The 16,015-nt window shown below is 56.4% G+C and carries 14 protein-coding genes; 5 read left to right on the top strand and 9 right to left on the bottom strand.

Annotation, left to right across the window (positions count from 1 at the left end):
- Positions 1-6: 6 nt before the first annotated feature.
- The 3 genes from recC to LMS44_RS15255 form a co-directional block, all read right to left on the bottom strand.
- Positions 7-3,636, bottom strand: coding sequence for an exodeoxyribonuclease V subunit gamma (recC, locus tag LMS44_RS15265; protein ID WP_498945550.1), 3,630 nt, complete (start codon positions 3,634-3,636; stop codon positions 7-9).
- Positions 3,637-3,782: 146 nt separating this feature from the next.
- A complete protein-coding gene (locus LMS44_RS15260; protein WP_022522689.1) occupies positions 3,783-4,097 on the bottom strand; it encodes an addiction module antidote protein in 315 nt (104 codons plus the stop codon).
- 4 nt (positions 4,098-4,101) lie between these two features.
- Positions 4,102-4,398, bottom strand: coding sequence for a type II toxin-antitoxin system RelE/ParE family toxin (locus tag LMS44_RS15255; protein WP_022522690.1), 297 nt, complete (start codon positions 4,396-4,398; stop codon positions 4,102-4,104).
- A 172-nt stretch (positions 4,399-4,570) separates the two neighbouring features.
- On the opposite strand from LMS44_RS15255, the gene ilvD reads away from it, so the two are divergent.
- Positions 4,571-6,253, top strand: coding sequence for a dihydroxy-acid dehydratase (gene ilvD, locus LMS44_RS15250; protein ID WP_009287633.1), 1,683 nt, complete (start codon positions 4,571-4,573; stop codon positions 6,251-6,253).
- Between the two features lie 112 nt (positions 6,254-6,365).
- Positions 6,366-7,559: a chromate transporter gene (chrA, locus tag LMS44_RS15245; protein ID WP_498945547.1), complete on the top strand. Its 1,194-nt coding sequence runs from the start codon at positions 6,366-6,368 to the stop codon at positions 7,557-7,559.
- 127 nt (positions 7,560-7,686) lie between these two features.
- On the opposite strand, the gene LMS44_RS15240 is transcribed toward chrA, so the two are convergent.
- Positions 7,687-7,959 carry an XRE family transcriptional regulator gene (locus LMS44_RS15240; protein WP_008958942.1) on the bottom strand — a complete coding sequence of 91 codons (273 nt, stop codon included), beginning with the start codon at positions 7,957-7,959 and terminating at the stop codon, positions 7,687-7,689.
- Between the two features lie 219 nt (positions 7,960-8,178).
- Here LMS44_RS15240 and purE point away from each other — a divergent pair, with 219 nt between their 5' ends.
- The 3 genes from purE to LMS44_RS15225 all read left to right on the top strand — a co-directional run bounded on the left by purE (position 8,179) and on the right by LMS44_RS15225 (position 11,583).
- Positions 8,179-8,694 (top strand): 5-(carboxyamino)imidazole ribonucleotide mutase, encoded by a 516-nt coding sequence (gene purE, locus LMS44_RS15235; protein WP_022522693.1) that lies wholly within the window; start codon positions 8,179-8,181, stop codon positions 8,692-8,694.
- Between the two features lie 11 nt (positions 8,695-8,705).
- Positions 8,706-9,845 carry a 5-(carboxyamino)imidazole ribonucleotide synthase gene (locus LMS44_RS15230; RefSeq protein ID WP_159177043.1) on the top strand — a complete coding sequence of 380 codons (1,140 nt, stop codon included), beginning with the start codon at positions 8,706-8,708 and terminating at the stop codon, positions 9,843-9,845.
- 163 nt (positions 9,846-10,008) lie between these two features.
- Positions 10,009-11,583 (top strand): diguanylate cyclase domain-containing protein, encoded by a 1,575-nt coding sequence (locus tag LMS44_RS15225; RefSeq protein ID WP_498945545.1) that lies wholly within the window; start codon positions 10,009-10,011, stop codon positions 11,581-11,583.
- Between the two features lie 9 nt (positions 11,584-11,592).
- Here LMS44_RS15225 and LMS44_RS15220 read toward each other — a convergent pair whose 3' ends face one another.
- The 5 genes from LMS44_RS15220 to LMS44_RS15200 form a co-directional block, all read right to left on the bottom strand.
- Positions 11,593-12,396, bottom strand: coding sequence for a TraX family protein (locus tag LMS44_RS15220; protein ID WP_009287638.1), 804 nt, complete (start codon positions 12,394-12,396; stop codon positions 11,593-11,595).
- A 404-nt stretch (positions 12,397-12,800) separates the two neighbouring features.
- A complete protein-coding gene (locus LMS44_RS15215) occupies positions 12,801-13,568 on the bottom strand; it encodes a transporter substrate-binding domain-containing protein (protein ID WP_009287639.1) in 768 nt (255 codons plus the stop codon).
- 176 nt (positions 13,569-13,744) lie between these two features.
- Entirely contained in the window at positions 13,745-14,476 is a 732-nt protein-coding gene (locus LMS44_RS15210; RefSeq protein WP_022522697.1) for an ABC transporter permease, read from the bottom strand.
- Positions 14,476-15,180, bottom strand: a complete 705-nt coding sequence (locus LMS44_RS15205) for an ABC transporter permease (protein WP_027960125.1) — start codon at positions 15,178-15,180, stop codon at positions 14,476-14,478. The genes LMS44_RS15210 and LMS44_RS15205 overlap by 1 nt, the downstream gene beginning before the upstream one ends.
- Positions 15,181-15,195: 15 nt before the next feature.
- On the bottom strand, positions 15,196-15,966 hold the full coding sequence (locus LMS44_RS15200; RefSeq protein WP_498945541.1) for an ABC transporter ATP-binding protein: 771 nt from the start codon (positions 15,964-15,966) through the stop codon (positions 15,196-15,198).
- Positions 15,967-16,015 lie beyond the last annotated feature (49 nt).

Raw genomic sequence — 16,015 nt, 5'->3', positions numbered from 1 at the left:
ATTTCGTCATCCCTTGACCGAGCGATGCAGTGGCGCATAGAGCGCATCGGTCAGCGTGGCGAAGCTGTGGCCAAGGGCACGCTCGTTGAATAGCTTTTCAAAGCTCGGCCATTGGTGGGAGAGGTAGGCGCTTTGGGCAACTTCGCCGGTTTGAAAGCGGCCGCCTTCGTAGGCGGTTTCGGCGGCGGCGTAGGCGTCGCTCTCCCTTGCGCTATCGGCTTCCAATTCCGGCGTGCCTTGTTTGGCCAGCCAGGCGAAAGCGGCTTGCGGAGCTAGCGGTAGCGGGGCCTGCATGCCATCGCACCAGGCGCTGAGTAGGGAATCTAGCTGGAAGCGGGCATTCTCGGCATCTAAAGGCTCCAGGCGTACATGGCCTGCTTTGGAAAGTAGCTGGGTAGTCATCGGGCGCTCAATATTGCCCGCCAAGTGGGCGACCCAAGGGCGTAGCAGGTGCTGCCAGCGATATTGACCGCGGCCACGCCCCTGGCTGATTAAACTACTGCTGAGCAGTAGCAGACGGCAGCGATTGCCTGCGTCATCCTGGCGAAGTTCTCCCAGCCAATCTTCCAGCGTTACCTGCCCCTCAGCGCTTTCAACAACATGCACCGCCTGGGGCACCGCCACTACTTGGGGCCACTCTTGCAACGCTTCTTCGTAGGCGCCAAACAGGGCGTCCATTGGTTCTGCCAGCGCTTCGCGCATCCTCTCGCCAAAGGCACCCACAGCTAGCACACCCTGGCCCTTGAAGCGTTCCAGTGCTGTGTGCAGTGCTTCCACTCGCGGCTGGCCGTTATCCACGGCGTGGCGCTGGGCGGCGATTAACTGATCCTGTAGTTGCCAGTTCTGTAGCCCGTCCAAAGTGAAGGGCTCTACATCCAGTTGGGTAAGCTCTTCTTGCTCGAAGTAGACCCCCAGACGGGTGTTGAAAAACGCCTTAGCGGGTTCGCGTAGAAAGCTGCCTAGCTGGTTCAGGGTTAACGTGCCTTGTTGTTCGCTGTCTGGTTTAAGCGTCGCTGGTCTCTCGCCTGATTGGCTTTCGCTTCGCGGTGCGTGCAGGGCGTGCCACTCGTGAGCGTATGTGAACAGTCGTGCTTGAGCGGGGGAGTCGCTGGCCTGGGCAGAGAAATAGCGGCGGCTGAACGGTTGCAGCGGGTGCTCGGTGGTTAACGCTTCCAGCAGCGGCTCGCCGTTTTGCGTGTGCCAGCCCGCTTCCAGGTGGTCGCGCAACTGGCCGACCAACACCGAGGGCGGCATGGGGTTGTTGTCGATCTGGCTGCGGCCTACCCAGCTAATATAGAGCTGTTGGCGGGCAGAGAGCAGCGCTTCCAGAAACAGGTAGCGGTCGTCTTCCCGCCGCGAGCGGTCGCCGGGGCGGTAGTCGCTGCCCATCAAGTCAAAGTCCAGCGGCGGCTGGGAACGGGGGTACTCGCCGTCGTTCATGCCCAATAAACACACCCGCTTAAACGGAATGGCGCGCATCGGCATGAGGGTGGCGAAGTTGACCGCGCCCGCCAGGAAACGCTGGGAAAGACTATGCTCGTCGATTTGCCCCAGCCAGTGTTCACGCACCATGGAGAGCGGCAGCGGGTCAAAAAGTTCGGCCTCTTCGGTGCTGTCCAACAGCTGCTGTAGCGCGGTCTCCAACTTGGTGAGCATGACGCTTTCCTGGGCGTCGTCGGTCAAAAAGTAGGTTTCCAGCAGTTCTCGCAGCCGGGCCACCCAGCTGGCGGCGTCGGTGGGCTGGCAGAAGGTTTCCCAGGTGCTTTCCAGTTTTTCCAGCAGATTTGCCAGCGGGCCTGCCAGGGAAGCTTCCAGCCCGCCAATATCGTCGAATGGCTCGATACCTTGCCACGCCTCTGCACTTCCCACCGTATACCCCAGTAGCAACCGGCGCAGGCCAAAGGCCCAGGTGTTTTGGGTTAGCCCTTCGGGTAGATCCAGCCGGGTGCGCTGTTCGGCATTGAGCCCCCAGCGGATACCTGCACCCTCGATCCAGCGGCTCAGGGTCGGCAGGTCGTGTTCATCGATGCCAAAGCGTGCGCGCAGCGCGGGCACTTCCAGCAAATCGAGCAGATCGCTTACCGAGAGGCGCAGCTCCGGTAAGCGCAGCAGTTTTTCCAGCGCAATCATCATCGGCAGGCGGTGGCGGCTGGCCTGATCCGAAAGGGTATACGGAATGTAGCGCGGGTCGTCGGGTCTAGCGTTCGCGTTATAGCTACCGAAAGCGGAGCGGTACTGGCCGAACACGGCTTCAATATGCGGCGCGTAGCGGTCAATATCCGGCACCATGACGATGATATCTCGCGGGCGCAGATCCGGGTCGGCGCTGAAGGCCGCCAGCAACTGGTCGTGAAGAATCTCCACTTCCCGCTGGGGGCCGTGGGCGATATGGAACACAATGGAGTCGTCGCTGGCTGGGTCTAGCGCGGGCCAGTGGGTTTGGGTTTCCGCTACTGGGCGCAGCTCGCGGATATCGTCCTGTAGCTGGCTGAGCAGGCAGTTGCGCTCTTCGCCGCTGAAGGGCTCGAACATGTCGATGCGCAGCGCCTGCTGCTCGAATAGGGTTTGGTAGTTGCCTGAATCGTCGTGTTCGTCGAGCAGGCGCAGGTAGTCGCGGCCCTGCTTGCCCCAGGCGGCCAGCAGCGGTTGGGCGTGTAGATGCAGGGCGTCGTCGGCATCACCGGTGCCGAGTACGTCCAGGGCGTCGGGCATGCCGGCCTTGCGTCGCTGGCGGTAGCGGCTGGCGCGCAGCAGGTCTTTGTGCTCGATGATATCCGCCCAGTAGTACTGGCAGGGGTTGTGCACGCAGAGCACGATCTGGCAGCAGCGCGACAGCGCCGCCAGTGCTTCTAATGTCTGTTGCGGCAGCGATGAGATGCCGAAAATAATCAATCGTCGGGGCAGGCCGGGTGGGCACGCTTGGCCTTCAAGCTGAACGGCGGCTTCCAGAAAGCGGCTGTGCACCTGGGCACGGCTGCTGTTAAGGCCCGCTTGGCCTAGGTTATTAGCCACATCGTCGCGCAGTGCGCGCCATAGCTCTGGCTGCCATAGTTGGTGCGCTTCCAGCGGGCGGGCTTCGCCCCGGGCGGTGATCAGCACATCGTTGCCCTTGGCCCAGGCGTCCAGCCAGTCGGCGCGATACACCTGATACTGGTCGAACAGATCCGCCAGCCGCTCGGCCAGTTGGTAGTGCTTGCGCTGGTCGCGATCCACTTCTAAAAAGCGTGCCAGCGGCGCAAAAGCTTCCTGCTCGGCAAGGCTGGGCAGCAGGCGCAATAAGCGCCATATCAACCGCGATTTATCAAACGGCGAGGTTTCGGGCACTGCGTGCTCGTCGTGCGTTAAGTGAGTCAGCACCGTGCGGTAGGCCTGCCATAGAAAACGCGCAGGCAGGGTGACGTTCAATGCTGCTGCTATGCCTGCACCGCCTTGGGCCGGGTCTTCTGCTAGCGCCAGCTTTAGCCACTGCCCAATGCCGTTGCTCTGTACCAGAATGGTCTCGTTCTCTAGCGGCGAGAGCGGATGTCGGCGCATCCACTCCACCGCCAAACCGCGCAAATCTTCCAGGCGATTGGCATGTACCACCATAAAGCCCGGCGTTAACGGCGTTTGCGAGAGCAGCGAGTTTGCAGACATGCACTATGTTCCTTAGTTAATCATTCCTTTACGGCAGGGGCGGGATGACTAGGATATGTTGACGTTTGGGAATGAGGCACCGGCAAGATCAGCCGAACTCACTGGTCAGAGGTGTTGCTAAAAGCAAGGAATGGGCGATAAGCGCTCTAGCTGCCCGCTTCTGGCCGCGATAGCGGTTTAATAGATAGGCGCAACCCCAAGGAGTTGGCTACTTTGCTAATGGTCGCAAAAGCCGGGTTTCCTTCCCCCGATAGGGCTTTGTAAAGCCCTTCCCGGCTCATTCCAACGTCTTTGGCGAGTTGGCTCATGTTGCGAGCACGGGCGATATCACCAAGTGCGGCGGCAAGAAGAGCAGGATCATTTTCTTCCATTACTGCATCAAGATAGGCCGCAATATCCTCCTCAGTTTGAAGATAATCAGCAGTATCGTAGTGACTGAAAGTGACATTAGGAACGGTCATGGTGTTACTCCTTCCATTGCGCGGCAATGGCTTTGGCTAGTTCGATATCGTGGGATTGGGTGGCTTTATCACCACCGCACAGCAGAACCACGATTACTGGCCCTTTGGTAATATAATAGACGCGGTAGCCTGGCCCATAAGGAATTCGCAGTTCAGAAACGCCTTTACCGACCGGCTTCACATCTCCAGGGTTGCCCAGACTCAAACGTCGGATGCGGGCTTCAACCTTGGCGCGGGCACGGATATCGCGAAGCTCGCGTAGCCATCTATCGAAAACATCGGTTTTAATCAACTCGATCATGGTGATAACTATAGTTGGCAGTTCTGAGAGTGTCAACTTTGGTTGACGTCTAATCAAAAGCAAAGAAACGATGGGGGGAACGCTATGGTGTCAGGAGTTAATCATCTTGCGGGATGCGATATATATCGCCAAGCTATGCGGATACCGTGAACAACGCTAAGAGAGATTTCTAATGTCTGATTCATCGCAAAACTCCCGCCGCCACTCTTCCCAAGTAGTCGATGGCCCAGGCAAAGCCGCTAGCCGTGCCATGCTGCGCGCCGTGGGCTTTACGGATGCCGATTTCAAGAAGCCTCAGGTGGGTATTGCCTCTACCTGGAGCATGGTGACGCCCTGCAACAGTCATATTAACGAGCTGGCTGAGTTTGCCCGTGACGGTGCCGATGCAGGCGGTGGTAAAGGTGTTATTTTCAATACTATTACCATTTCCGATGGTATTGCCAACGGCACCGAAGGGATGAAGTACTCGTTGGTGTCGCGGGAGGTGATCGCCGACTCCATCGAAACCGTCGCCGGTTGTGAAGGCTTTGATGGCCTCGTGGCCATTGGCGGCTGTGATAAGAACATGCCGGGCTGTCTGATGGGCCTGGCGCGCCTGAACCGCCCCAGCGTGTTTGTTTATGGCGGCACCATTATGCCTGGCAAGGGGCATACCGATATTGTTTCGGTCTTCGAGGCCATGGGCGCGCACTCCCGTGGTGATATCGACCTGATCGAGCTTAAGAACATCGAAGAAACGGCGATCCCTGGCCCTGGCTCCTGTGGGGGGATGTACACCGCCAACACCATGGCGTCGGCGATTGAAGCCTTGGGCATGAGCCTGCCGGGTAGCTCGGCGCAAAACGCCATCTCCCAAGAGAAGCGCGACGACTGCAAAGCGGCGGGCGAGGCGGTGCTGGCGCTGTTAGCCGACGATATCAAACCCTCCGATATTATGACCCGCGAGGCGTTCGAGAACGCGATAACTGTCGTCATTGCTTTGGGTGGCTCTACCAATGCGGTGCTGCACCTTATCGCCATGGCGCGCACTATCGGCGTTGAACTGTCGCTGTCCGATTTCACTGAAATAGGTAAGCGCGTACCGGTGCTTGCCGACCTGCGCCCCAGCGGCCACTACATGATGAGTGAGCTGGTGGCGATTGGCGGTATTCAGCCGCTGATGAGAATGCTGTTGGATGCGGGCTTGCTCAACGGCAACTGCTTGACCGTCACCGGCAAAACGTTGGAAGAGAACCTTGCTGAGGTTGAGCCTTACCCTGCTGAGCCGCCGATTATTGCATCGCTGGGTAATCCGATTAAAACGGAAAGCCATCTGCGCATGCTCTACGGCAACCTGGCACCGGAAGGCGCGGTAGCGAAGATTACCGGGAAGGAGGGCACTCGCTTCTCTGGTTCAGCGCGGGTATTTGGCTCGGAAGAAGAAGCCCAGGCGCGTATTAACGATGGCACCGTCGTTGCCGGCGATGTGGTGGTGATTCGCTATGAAGGGCCGAAAGGTGGCCCCGGTATGCGCGAAATGCTCACACCGACCTCGGCGATTATGGGTCGTGGTTTGGGTAACGACGTGGCGCTCATTACCGATGGGCGCTTCTCCGGTGGCAGCCACGGTTTTGTGGTCGGCCATGTGTCACCGGAAGCTTTTGACGGCGGCCCGTTGGCGCTGGTGAAAGATGGCGATACCATCACCATCGATGCTGAAGCGGATACTATCGATGTTGACCTCTCCGATGAAGAGCTGATGCGCCGCCGCGCCGCCTGGCAGCAGCCAGAACCCCGCTATACACGCGGTGTGCTGGCTAAGTATGCGCGTTTGGTTAGCTCGGCCAGCACCGGCGCGGTGACCGACCAGGAGTAATCTGCGTTGCCGTTATGAGCGTATCCTCATGAGCACGCTGTCATAAAGAGTTAAAGCGCAAGGCTTAGTATAAAAGCCTTGCGCTTTTTTATTGGAATAACAGGTGGCCGAAATGGTGGAGCAAACGCAGGCACGTGGGCGCATAGGTGAGGTGTTTTGGGTATTTTTAGCACTCGGCTTAACGTCCTTTGGCGGCCCGGTAGCGCACCTGGGGTATTTTCGCACGGCCTTTGTGGAACGGCGCCAGTGGCTCTCTGAGCAGGCCTACGCTGATCTAGTGGCGCTGTGTCAGTTCTTACCGGGGCCCGCTAGCAGCCAGGTGGGCTTTGCTCTTGGCCTATTGCGCGCGGGGCCTTGGGGGGCTGCCATGGCGTGGCTGGCGTTTACACTGCCCTCGGCGATTATCCTGGTGCTGTTTGCGTTTGGCGCGGCGGTGCTGGATGGCCCTATTGGCAGTGGCATTATCCATGGCTTAAAAGTGGTGGCGGTGGCGATTGTTGCCCACGCGGTGTGGGGCATGGCGCGTAATCTCTGCCCGGATAAAACCCGCACGGGAATCGCGCTTGCGGCGGTATTGACGGTGGTGCTGGTCAGTGGCCCACTGGGTCAGGTGTCGGCGATTGTGTTGGGGGGCTTAGCCGGGCTAACACTGTGTCGCGATAGCGCTGTCGCTACGGCAAGTGAGTCGCTGCATTTTCCGGTGACGCGTAAGGCAGGCATGGTGGCGCTGGGGGTATTCGCAGGGCTGTTGATTCTGCTGCCGTTATTGGCGGGGATGGCAGTTTGGCTGGATATCGCCGATGCGTTTTACCGTTCAGGCGCATTAGTGTTTGGTGGCGGGCACGTAGTGCTTCCGCTGTTGGAAGCGGAAGTGGTGCAGTCGGGTTGGCTTACGTCGGATGAGTTTTTGGCTGGTTACGGTGCCGCCCAGGCGGTACCGGGGCCGCTGTTTACGTTTGCGGCTTACTTAGGCGCGCTGCTGCCCGGTATCAATGGTTTAGTCGGTGCTTTGCTGGCGCTGCTGGCAATCTTTATCCCCGGCTTTTTGCTGTTAGTGGGCGTGCTACCGTTTTGGAATCAATTTCGTCAGTGGGGCAGTGCCCAGGCGCTAATGCGCGGTGCCAATGCGGCGGTGGTAGGCATTTTAGGCGCAGCGCTTTATCAGCCGGTGTGGACGAGTGCGATCATTGGTGCAGAGGAGTTTGCCCTGGCGTTAACCGGTTTCTTGCTATTAACCGTATGGAAGCTGCCCGCTTGGGTAGTGGTGGTTGTTGTAGCGTTTGGGGGTATTGCGATTGCGCCATGAGCCGTCATTACGAACGAAGTGAAGTAATCTCGGGATTGGGGTAGGCGTGAAAAAAAGCTTTCTTGGCAGACCGCCGGGAGGCGGCCTGCGTGGAGTGGAGAAGTGGGAACAGCAGAAAAAGTGTCTGCTATGGCGCCTCCAGCTCTAAGGTGCGACGCAGGGCGTGAAGTTCATCCACTCCCAGATGCTCAAGCCTTCCGGCGAGCAGGTCGCTGATTTTCTGAACGGGAAGCCCAGCCCGGCGGGCAATTTCTCGGCTTCCTAAGTCTGATACGGCGATCAGACGCGTGATAATACGCATTAATCGCGTACGTTTTTCAAGTTCCCTGACGTCGAGGTCAGGGCTGCTTCGCGGAGGATCAAGCTGTTCCGCAGTGGCAGTTGCGCGTGCCGTGCTCATGTGGCTCCATCAGTCTGAAATGACAAACACACAATGCCGCCAACCGGTGCGCATTTCAATGCCTATTTTGATGAAAATTTCGCGACCTCGGCAACGCCCGCAAACGGGCTAGCTCTGGTAGACTATTCGCCTTCCTATTTTGATGTGTGCCTGACCCGGCGCACGCTGTTTTTTAATTTAGTTTCGCTTTTTATAGGCCGTTGGGCCGAGGAGTTTTGCATGTCGTCGAACAGCGCACCCAAGGTGGGCGTGATCATGGGATCCAAGTCCGACTGGCCAGTCATGGAGCACGCTGTTTCCATGCTGGAGCGTTTGGGCGTGGCTTATGAAACTCGCGTGGTGTCAGCACACCGTACACCTGACCTGCTGTTTGACTATGCCAAGAGCGCTGCTGAACGCGGTTTGCAGGTAATTGTGGCGGGTGCGGGTGGTGCTGCTCACTTGCCAGGTATGGTGGCCTCGCAAACGCCACTACCGGTACTGGGTGTGCCGGTGGAGTCGAAAGCGCTAAAAGGTTTGGATTCGCTGCTCTCCATTGCCCAGATGCCCGGCGGCATCGCAGTGGGCACCTTGGCGATTGGTAAAGCGGGCGCGACCAACGCAGGGTTGTTAGCAGCGCAGATCGTTGGCCTGCAAGATGCGACCGTACGCAGCGCGGTTGAAGCGTTTCGCGCCGAGCAGACTCAGAAAGTTCTCGACAACCCTGACCCGCGCCCCGAGCCGGAAGCGGAATAAGGAGTCTGGCTATGAACTCTGGTATTGCAAAAAACATTGGCGTACTGGGTGCAGGTCAATTAGGCCGCATGTTGGCGCTAGCGGGTTATCCGCTGGGTAATCGTTTCACTTTTTTAGATACTACGGGTAATCCCAGTGCTGGAATTGGCGATGTAATTGTCGATCCTAATAACCAGCACCTGGCTGAGTTTTTGGCCAAGGTTGATGTAGTGACCTACGAGTTCGAACACCTGCCCGTTCAACTGTTGCGCGAAATTGAGCAGCACAAGCCGGTTTATCCCAGCAGTCGTGCCATTGAAGTGTGCCAGAACCGGGTCGAAGAGAAGACACTGTTTGATCGTCTAGGCATTCCGACCCCTGCTTACCGGGTAGTGCAGAGCGCCGAGCAGCTTGAAGCCGCCGCCCGTGAGTTGGGTTGCCCGGTGGTGGCAAAATCGGTCACTGAAGGCTACGACGGTAAAGGCCAGGCCGTCTTGAAACAGCCCGAGCAGGCTGGCGAGGCGTGGAGCGCAATTGGCCATTCGCAGTTGGTCGTTGAGGCCTTCGTCGACTTCGTGCGGGAAGTCTCGATGATTGCCGTGCGCGGTCGTGATGGTGAGGTGGTGTTCTACCCCATGGCCGAAAACCAGCATGTGGATGGCATCCTGCGCTACTCCGTGGCGCCACTGCCGGATCTGGATGCAAGCGTTCAGCAAACCGCTGATGGCTATATTCGTGCGCTGCTCGATGAGCTGGATTATGTGGGCGTGCTGGCGCTAGAGCTGTTTCAAACCCGCGATGGCAGCCTGCTCGCCAACGAAATGGCGCCCCGGGTGCATAACTCCGGCCACTGGACGATGGATGGCGCGGTGACCAGCCAGTTCGAAAACCACCTGCGCGCGATACAGGGCTTGCCCTTAGGCGATACCCAGGCGATTGCCCCCACCTGCATGATTAACGTGATTGGTCGTGAAGGTGATAACGCAGAGATTCTAGCGCTTGCCAATACGCACCTGCATCGCTACGACAAAGCTGAGCGCGCTGGTCGCAAGCTTGCCCACATCAATATTCTGGCACCTAACCATGCCGAACTACTGGAAAAAGTTAACGTCTGTAGTGCGTTACTGCCGGAGGCGCCGCCGCCACAGCTAAGCTTTTCCATCAAACAGTAGTTTCTACAGCCGCCTGCTTAGCTCAGGCGGCTTTTTTCTACCAATGTTGTCCAATCATGCAACTTTTATCGCTAAAAGTGACTAAATGCGCTAAAAAGGAGCCACAACAAAAAATCAGCTAATTATGCTGATCTTAATAGCGACTTTTAGGCGGATAGTTAGTATGCCTCACTCTTCAACTACTGGGTCTGCCCCTGGGCTGCGCAGTGGTTTCCATCGCGACCACCATGTCACTGTAAAGCGCCTGCATAGCGAAAAAGTACGTCTGCTGTACGACAACCTTTGGCAACCGGTGCTAAGCAGCGTGTTGGCAGGCATGCTGCTAGTCGCAGCCATGTGGCCAGTGGTCGCAAGCTGGGTACTGCTCACCTGGCTCGCAGTATTGACCTTTGTTTCGTTCGCTCGCCTTGCCTTGGCCTACTATTTTCGCCGCTTACCGGCACAGCAACAGCAGCGCCGCCGCTGGCTATACCGGTTTAGCGCCGGGGCAGTTTTAGCTGGCTGTGTCTGGGGAGTCGGCGGGGTCGTTCTGTTTACTGGCGAAAATCACGGTCAGGTGGCTGCGCTTTCGATTGTATTGGCGGGCATTGCTGCCGGTGGTGTCACAACGCTTTCGGCCGTTTGGTGGGTGGCACTCGGTTTTGTGCTGCCGATTTTGCTTCCCCTGCTAGTGCAGTTTTTACTATTAGGTTCACCGCTGGCAGTTTTAATTGGTGCCATGCTTAGCCTGTTTCTTGGCCTGATTGTTACCACTAGTCGACGTTTAAGCAGAATTATTCACGATAACATTGCCCTGCGGGTGAATATGTCGGCCCGGGAGGCGCAGTTGCAAGAGAGCGAAAATCGCTACCGCTCTATCTTTCAACGCTCGCCGTTGGGAGTGCTGCATTTTGATAGCCAGGGTTTCATCACTGATTGTAATAGTAAGCTGTTGGAGATACTGGACGTTAACCGCGCTCAGTTGCTCGGCTATAAGATGCTATCCAGCTCGGCGAATCCAGAGGTTGCCAAGGCCGTGCGCAATGCCCTCGCTAAAGGAACTGGCTATTATGAGGGAACTTACTATTTGCCCAAAGCGAGCGCAGGCACCCCGCTACGGGCATTCTTCAACGGTGTGCATAGTGCCAGTAATGAGATGGTCGGCGGCGTAGCCATTATTGAAGATTTCACCGAGCGTAAGCGTGCTGAGGCGATCATTTACCGTCAGGCTTTTTATGACTCTCTCACCGATCTACCCAATCGGCGGCTGTTTATCGAGCGTTTGGCAACTCTTTGCGATGAGAAACAAACAGAGCCTCAGAGCGGGTTACTGATGTTTTTGGATATGGATCGCTTTAAGTTGATTAATGACACTTTGGGACATGCAGCGGGCGATAATCTACTAGTGCAAGTGGCTCGCCGCCTTGAAAGCTGCTTGAACGGGGAGGATATGGCTGCTCGTCTCAGCGGGGATGAGTTTGTGCTAATGGCCCTGCTTGGCAAGGGGGCAGATGAGACCCTGGAGGCGCGTGCTGAGACTTATATGCTTAAGGTTCAGCAGGCTCTCTCTCAGCCTTACCGACTGGCAAGTAACGATACCAACGTAACGCCCAGCATAGGCTATACCTGCTTCACAACCGTCGCTTGCGATTACGAAGAAGTACTTAAACAAGCGGATATTGCGATGTATCGTGCAAAAACAGAAGGCCGGGCGCAGCTTTGCCGCTACCAGCCCTGGATGCGCGATAAAATGCAGTGATCCGAACGCTTAAGCCAATTGACCGATTAGCAGCACCCATAAAGCGATTAACGCAAAGTGGCCGGGGTACCACGCTAACCATAAACGTCGCGGCATCACTAAGTAGACGGGGGGGATTCGTTGCGCTGCACCTGCAGCAAGTACCAGCACGATGAGGCACGTACCTACAGTAAACGATTTGGCCATGTCAGAGGCATTCATTTGCCCGGCAATCCAGAGTGCTGGAAATGCCGCTAGGCCTGCCCATAGGCGCGCTTGGAAATGGCTCTCAGTTTGGCTCAAGGCGTGCATCGCGAACATTAATAGCGGAATCAGCAGCAGCCCGTTGTGCCCGTACTCCACCCAAAAACCGAGCAGATACCACACGGTCACACCTACCGCTGCACCGGCTAACAACCAGGGCAAACCTAACGTTTGCTGCTGGTAGTGCTGCCAGCCTTGGCGCACTAGCGCACCTAAGGTTAAACCACTGGCCAGGGTAAAGCAGACGTTGAGGATAAATGCGTCTGATGCGCGTGGCATCATCATGTAGGGGAGTTGGGCAACCAAGCCGATAATTAGAATTCGGCGCGAGTAGCGCAGTGGGTTGCGGGTATTAAACAGGCCGTGCCAGGCCACCATGGCGGCAAACAGCGGGAAGGCGATACGGCCAATGGAAGACCCGGCCCAGCTTAGATCCCAATCGCCGGGCAGCACATAGCGAGTGAGGTGATCCACGGTCATGGTGATCAGGGCCAGCCACTGCCCCCAGCCGGTCCAGTGAGAAGAGAGGCGAGGTAGCGTGCCTGCATGTGGGCTAGTCGGGTGAGCCATAAAACCTCCGTGTTGAACATGCTCGATGATACACAGACAGAGGCAGCTTTACCTAGTTCACTGAATTTTCAGCGTTAGGTAGAAACGCATCACCCCGGCGGTTGCCGGGGTGATGGACACTAGGGCCTGTTGACGTTTCATCGCGAACCGCGTTGCCCCACAAAGCGCGTCAGACAAGGCGCAAAACGCTGGGAAGGGTGGTTCCCTTTTCAAGTTTTGCAACGCCGTATGGCGCGCTTTGCGGGGCAACCCGAAGGGCTGGGCCCGTTTTTATCCGCGGCGGCGTTAGTCGTCGTTCATTTGGAACCACCAAACTTCTCTCCTCCTGCCTTGCCGCGAATAAAAACGGGCTCCAGCGCGGCCGCGAGTGAAACGTCAACAGGCCCTAGGGCTTGCTGTGATGCTTACTCTTGCCCACCGAAATAACGGTTGTAGATCTCGTCGTAAGTGCCGTCTTCTTTCACTTCAGCCAGGGCTTCGTTGAACTGCTCAGCGAGTGCTTCGTCGCGTTGACGGAACGCGATACCAAAGCCATCACCAAAATACTCTTTAGGTTCGGTGAGCATCTCGCCGACAACAACGTAGTTGCCTTCTTCGCTATCCAGTAACGTGGACTTACCGACTGGGTAGTCGAGGAACAATATGTCCAAACGCTCGGACTCCATGTCCAGCACCATGTCATCGGCGGTAGAATAGCGGTTGATGTCGGCGACATCGCCATACATGTCGGTGACGTAATTGTCCTGCAGAGTGCCGCGCTGAACGCCGATAGTCATGCCGGCGAGCGACTCTTCATTGGTTGCATCAAGGTCGGTGCCTTCAGGAGCAAACCAGGCGGACGGTGGGGTGATGTAGGGGTCAGAGAACAGCACTTGCTCGCGACGGTCATCATTGATCGTCATGGAGGACATAATAGCGTCGTATTTACGTGCCATGAGACCCGGGATAATGCCGTCCCAGCCCTGTACAACCCATTCACATTCAACGCCGATACGCTCGCAGAGGGCGTTGCCCAGGTCGATATCAAAGCCGGTCAGCTCGCCATCCGGCGTGCGATATTCCATCGGCTCGTAAGGCACATCAACCCCGATACGTAGTTGGTCTTCTTGCGCCTGGGCGGCGCTTGCTGCAACGGCTAAGCCTAGCAGTGAGACAGACAGCAGTTTTTTCATTATGTATCTCCTTGGAAGCAGAGTTCATCTAAGCAACCACTGCCTAATGATGGCGTTGCCTATAGGGCGTTGACCACGTTAGTCACAGGTTGCGTTGTGATGATCATTGATAACTTATCCTAACTCGGCGTTGACGAAAAGCGCTTGATGATTCGTAAACCAACGTTTGTTTCACACTAGGAGTTCTGTGGCTGTAGATGTGCGAGCAGCTTTTTCTCTAGATAACGAAAGAGATACAGGATGGTGAAGGTTAAACACAGGTATATCGCTGCCACAAACAAGAATGCGTCAAAAGGTGCATAAAAACGCGCATAGACAAAGCGCGCCGCGCCGGTCAGGTCCATAATCGTCACTACGCTGGCAATAGCGCTGGCATGTAGCATGAAAATGACTTCGTTGCCGTAGGCCGGCAGTGCGCGACGAAAAGCGCTGGGGATAATAATGCGCCGCATGGTCTGCTGAGGTGACATGCCATAGGCACGAGCCGCTTCAATTTCACCTTTCGATGTAGACTTAATCGCGCCGCGAAAAATCTCGGTCGTATAGGCGGCGGTGTTGAGGGTAAATGCAATGAGTGCGGGAACGAACGGTTCTTCAAGTATCACCCATAGCCAGCTTTCTTGGATTCCGTCCACAAACACCACGCCGTAATAAATCAGGTAGAGTTGGATGAGTAGCGGTGTGCCACGAAAAACATAGGTGTAAGCAAAAATAGGCCACTTAATCCAGGCGTGTTTTGAACCACGCCCAATGGCAAGGGGTACCGCAGCGATTAAGCCAATGACCAGCGATAAAAAGACCAGTTGCACCGTGGTGGTCAGCCCATCGCCATAGTAGGAAAGCGTTTGCAGCGTGAAAATACTGTTCTCGGCAAGCTGATTTTCGAGCCATGTCATGAAAGCGGTCATTAGTCTGCCTCCCCATAGCCAATGTTGTAGCGTTTTTGCAGACGAGCAAAGATCCATTCCGAAACGCTGGCGATGAGTAGATAGATAAGCGCGACAATAATCATGAAAGTGAAAGGTTCGCGCGTCGCTTTAGAGGCTTCTGAGGCGACACGCACCATATCAGAAAGCCCGATTACCGAGACCAGTGCTGTGGTTTTGAGCAATACCATCCAGTTGTTGGAAAGGCCAGGCAGCGCATGGCGCATCATCTGCGGAAAACGGACGCGACGAAAAACCAGCCCATCGCTCATGCCATAGGCTTTACCTGCTTCGATTTGCCCATTATCCACCGCCATAAAAGCGCCGCGAAAGGTTTCCCCCATATAGGCCCCGAAGATTAGCCCAATGGTGACAACGCCCGCGACGAAGGCATTAATATTGATAAAAATATCGATATCGAACGAGTAGTAAATCCAGTCGGTGATCATGTTGACGCCAATTTGGCCGCCGAAAAAAAACAGCATCATCAACACGAGGTCGGGCACACCGCGAATAAGTGTGGTGTAAAGCGTGGCAAGACGATGAGCTAACCAGTTGCGCGACATCTTCGCGCTGGCGGTCAGGAGCCCTAAAATAATCGCTAAAATCAGCGACAACACCGCTAATTGGATGGTGACGCCAGCCCCTTCGATCAGCCGGGGGCCATACCCTTGTAAATCAATCATGGTCAGCCTCGCGGATCAGTAATTAGGTGCCAGGAATTGCTGCAGGCGCGGTGATTGCGGGTTGCCTAACACTTGATCGGGCGGGCCAGCCTCTTCCACCAGGCCCTGGTGAAGGTAAATCACTTGGCTAGAGACATCACGGGCAAACCCCATCTCGTGAGTCACCACGACCATGGTGCGCCCCTCTTCAGCGAGGTCGTGCATGACTTTCAATACGTCACCGACCAATTCCGGGTCAAGGGCGGAGGTGGGTTCGTCAAACAGCATCACTTCTGGATCCATCGCCAGTGCGCGGGCAATAGCGCCGCGCTGCTGTTGGCCGCCGGACATCTGTGCTGGGTAGGCGTTGGCGCGGGCCGTTAAGCCAACCCGATCGAGCAGTGCATGGGCGTGCTCCAAGGCTTCTTTTTTGGGTTTTTTCAGCACATGAATCGGCGCTTCGATGATGTTTTCGAGCAGCGTCATGTGGGCCCACAGGTTAAAGCTCTGGAACACCATGGAGAGCTTGGCGCGCATTTGTACCACCTGCTTCCAATCTTCAGGTTCGCGGCCGTGCTTCGTGGTCTTAAAGCGAATGGGTTCGCCATGGACAATGAGGTCGCCATCGTCGGGCTGTTCAAGCAAGTTCATGCAGCGCAAAAAAGTACTTTTACCCGATCCAGAGGCACCAATCAGGGTAATCACATCGCCCTTTTGGGCTTGTAATGAAAGACCTTTCAGAACTTCCGTATCGTCAAAGCGTTTTTTAATATTACGCACTTCAAGGGGAGTAGGCGTAGCGGCCATATCATTGGCTCCAGTACAGAGTTGCCGCAGCAACAAGTGGGTTTGTTTG

The sequence above is a fragment of the Halomonas profundus genome, assembly GCF_020865425.1.
GTDB classification, from domain to species: Bacteria; Pseudomonadota; Gammaproteobacteria; order Pseudomonadales; family Halomonadaceae; genus Vreelandella; species Vreelandella titanicae.
The sequence above is the reverse complement of the archived record's forward strand: the minus strand, read 5'-3'. Positions and strand labels throughout refer to the sequence as shown.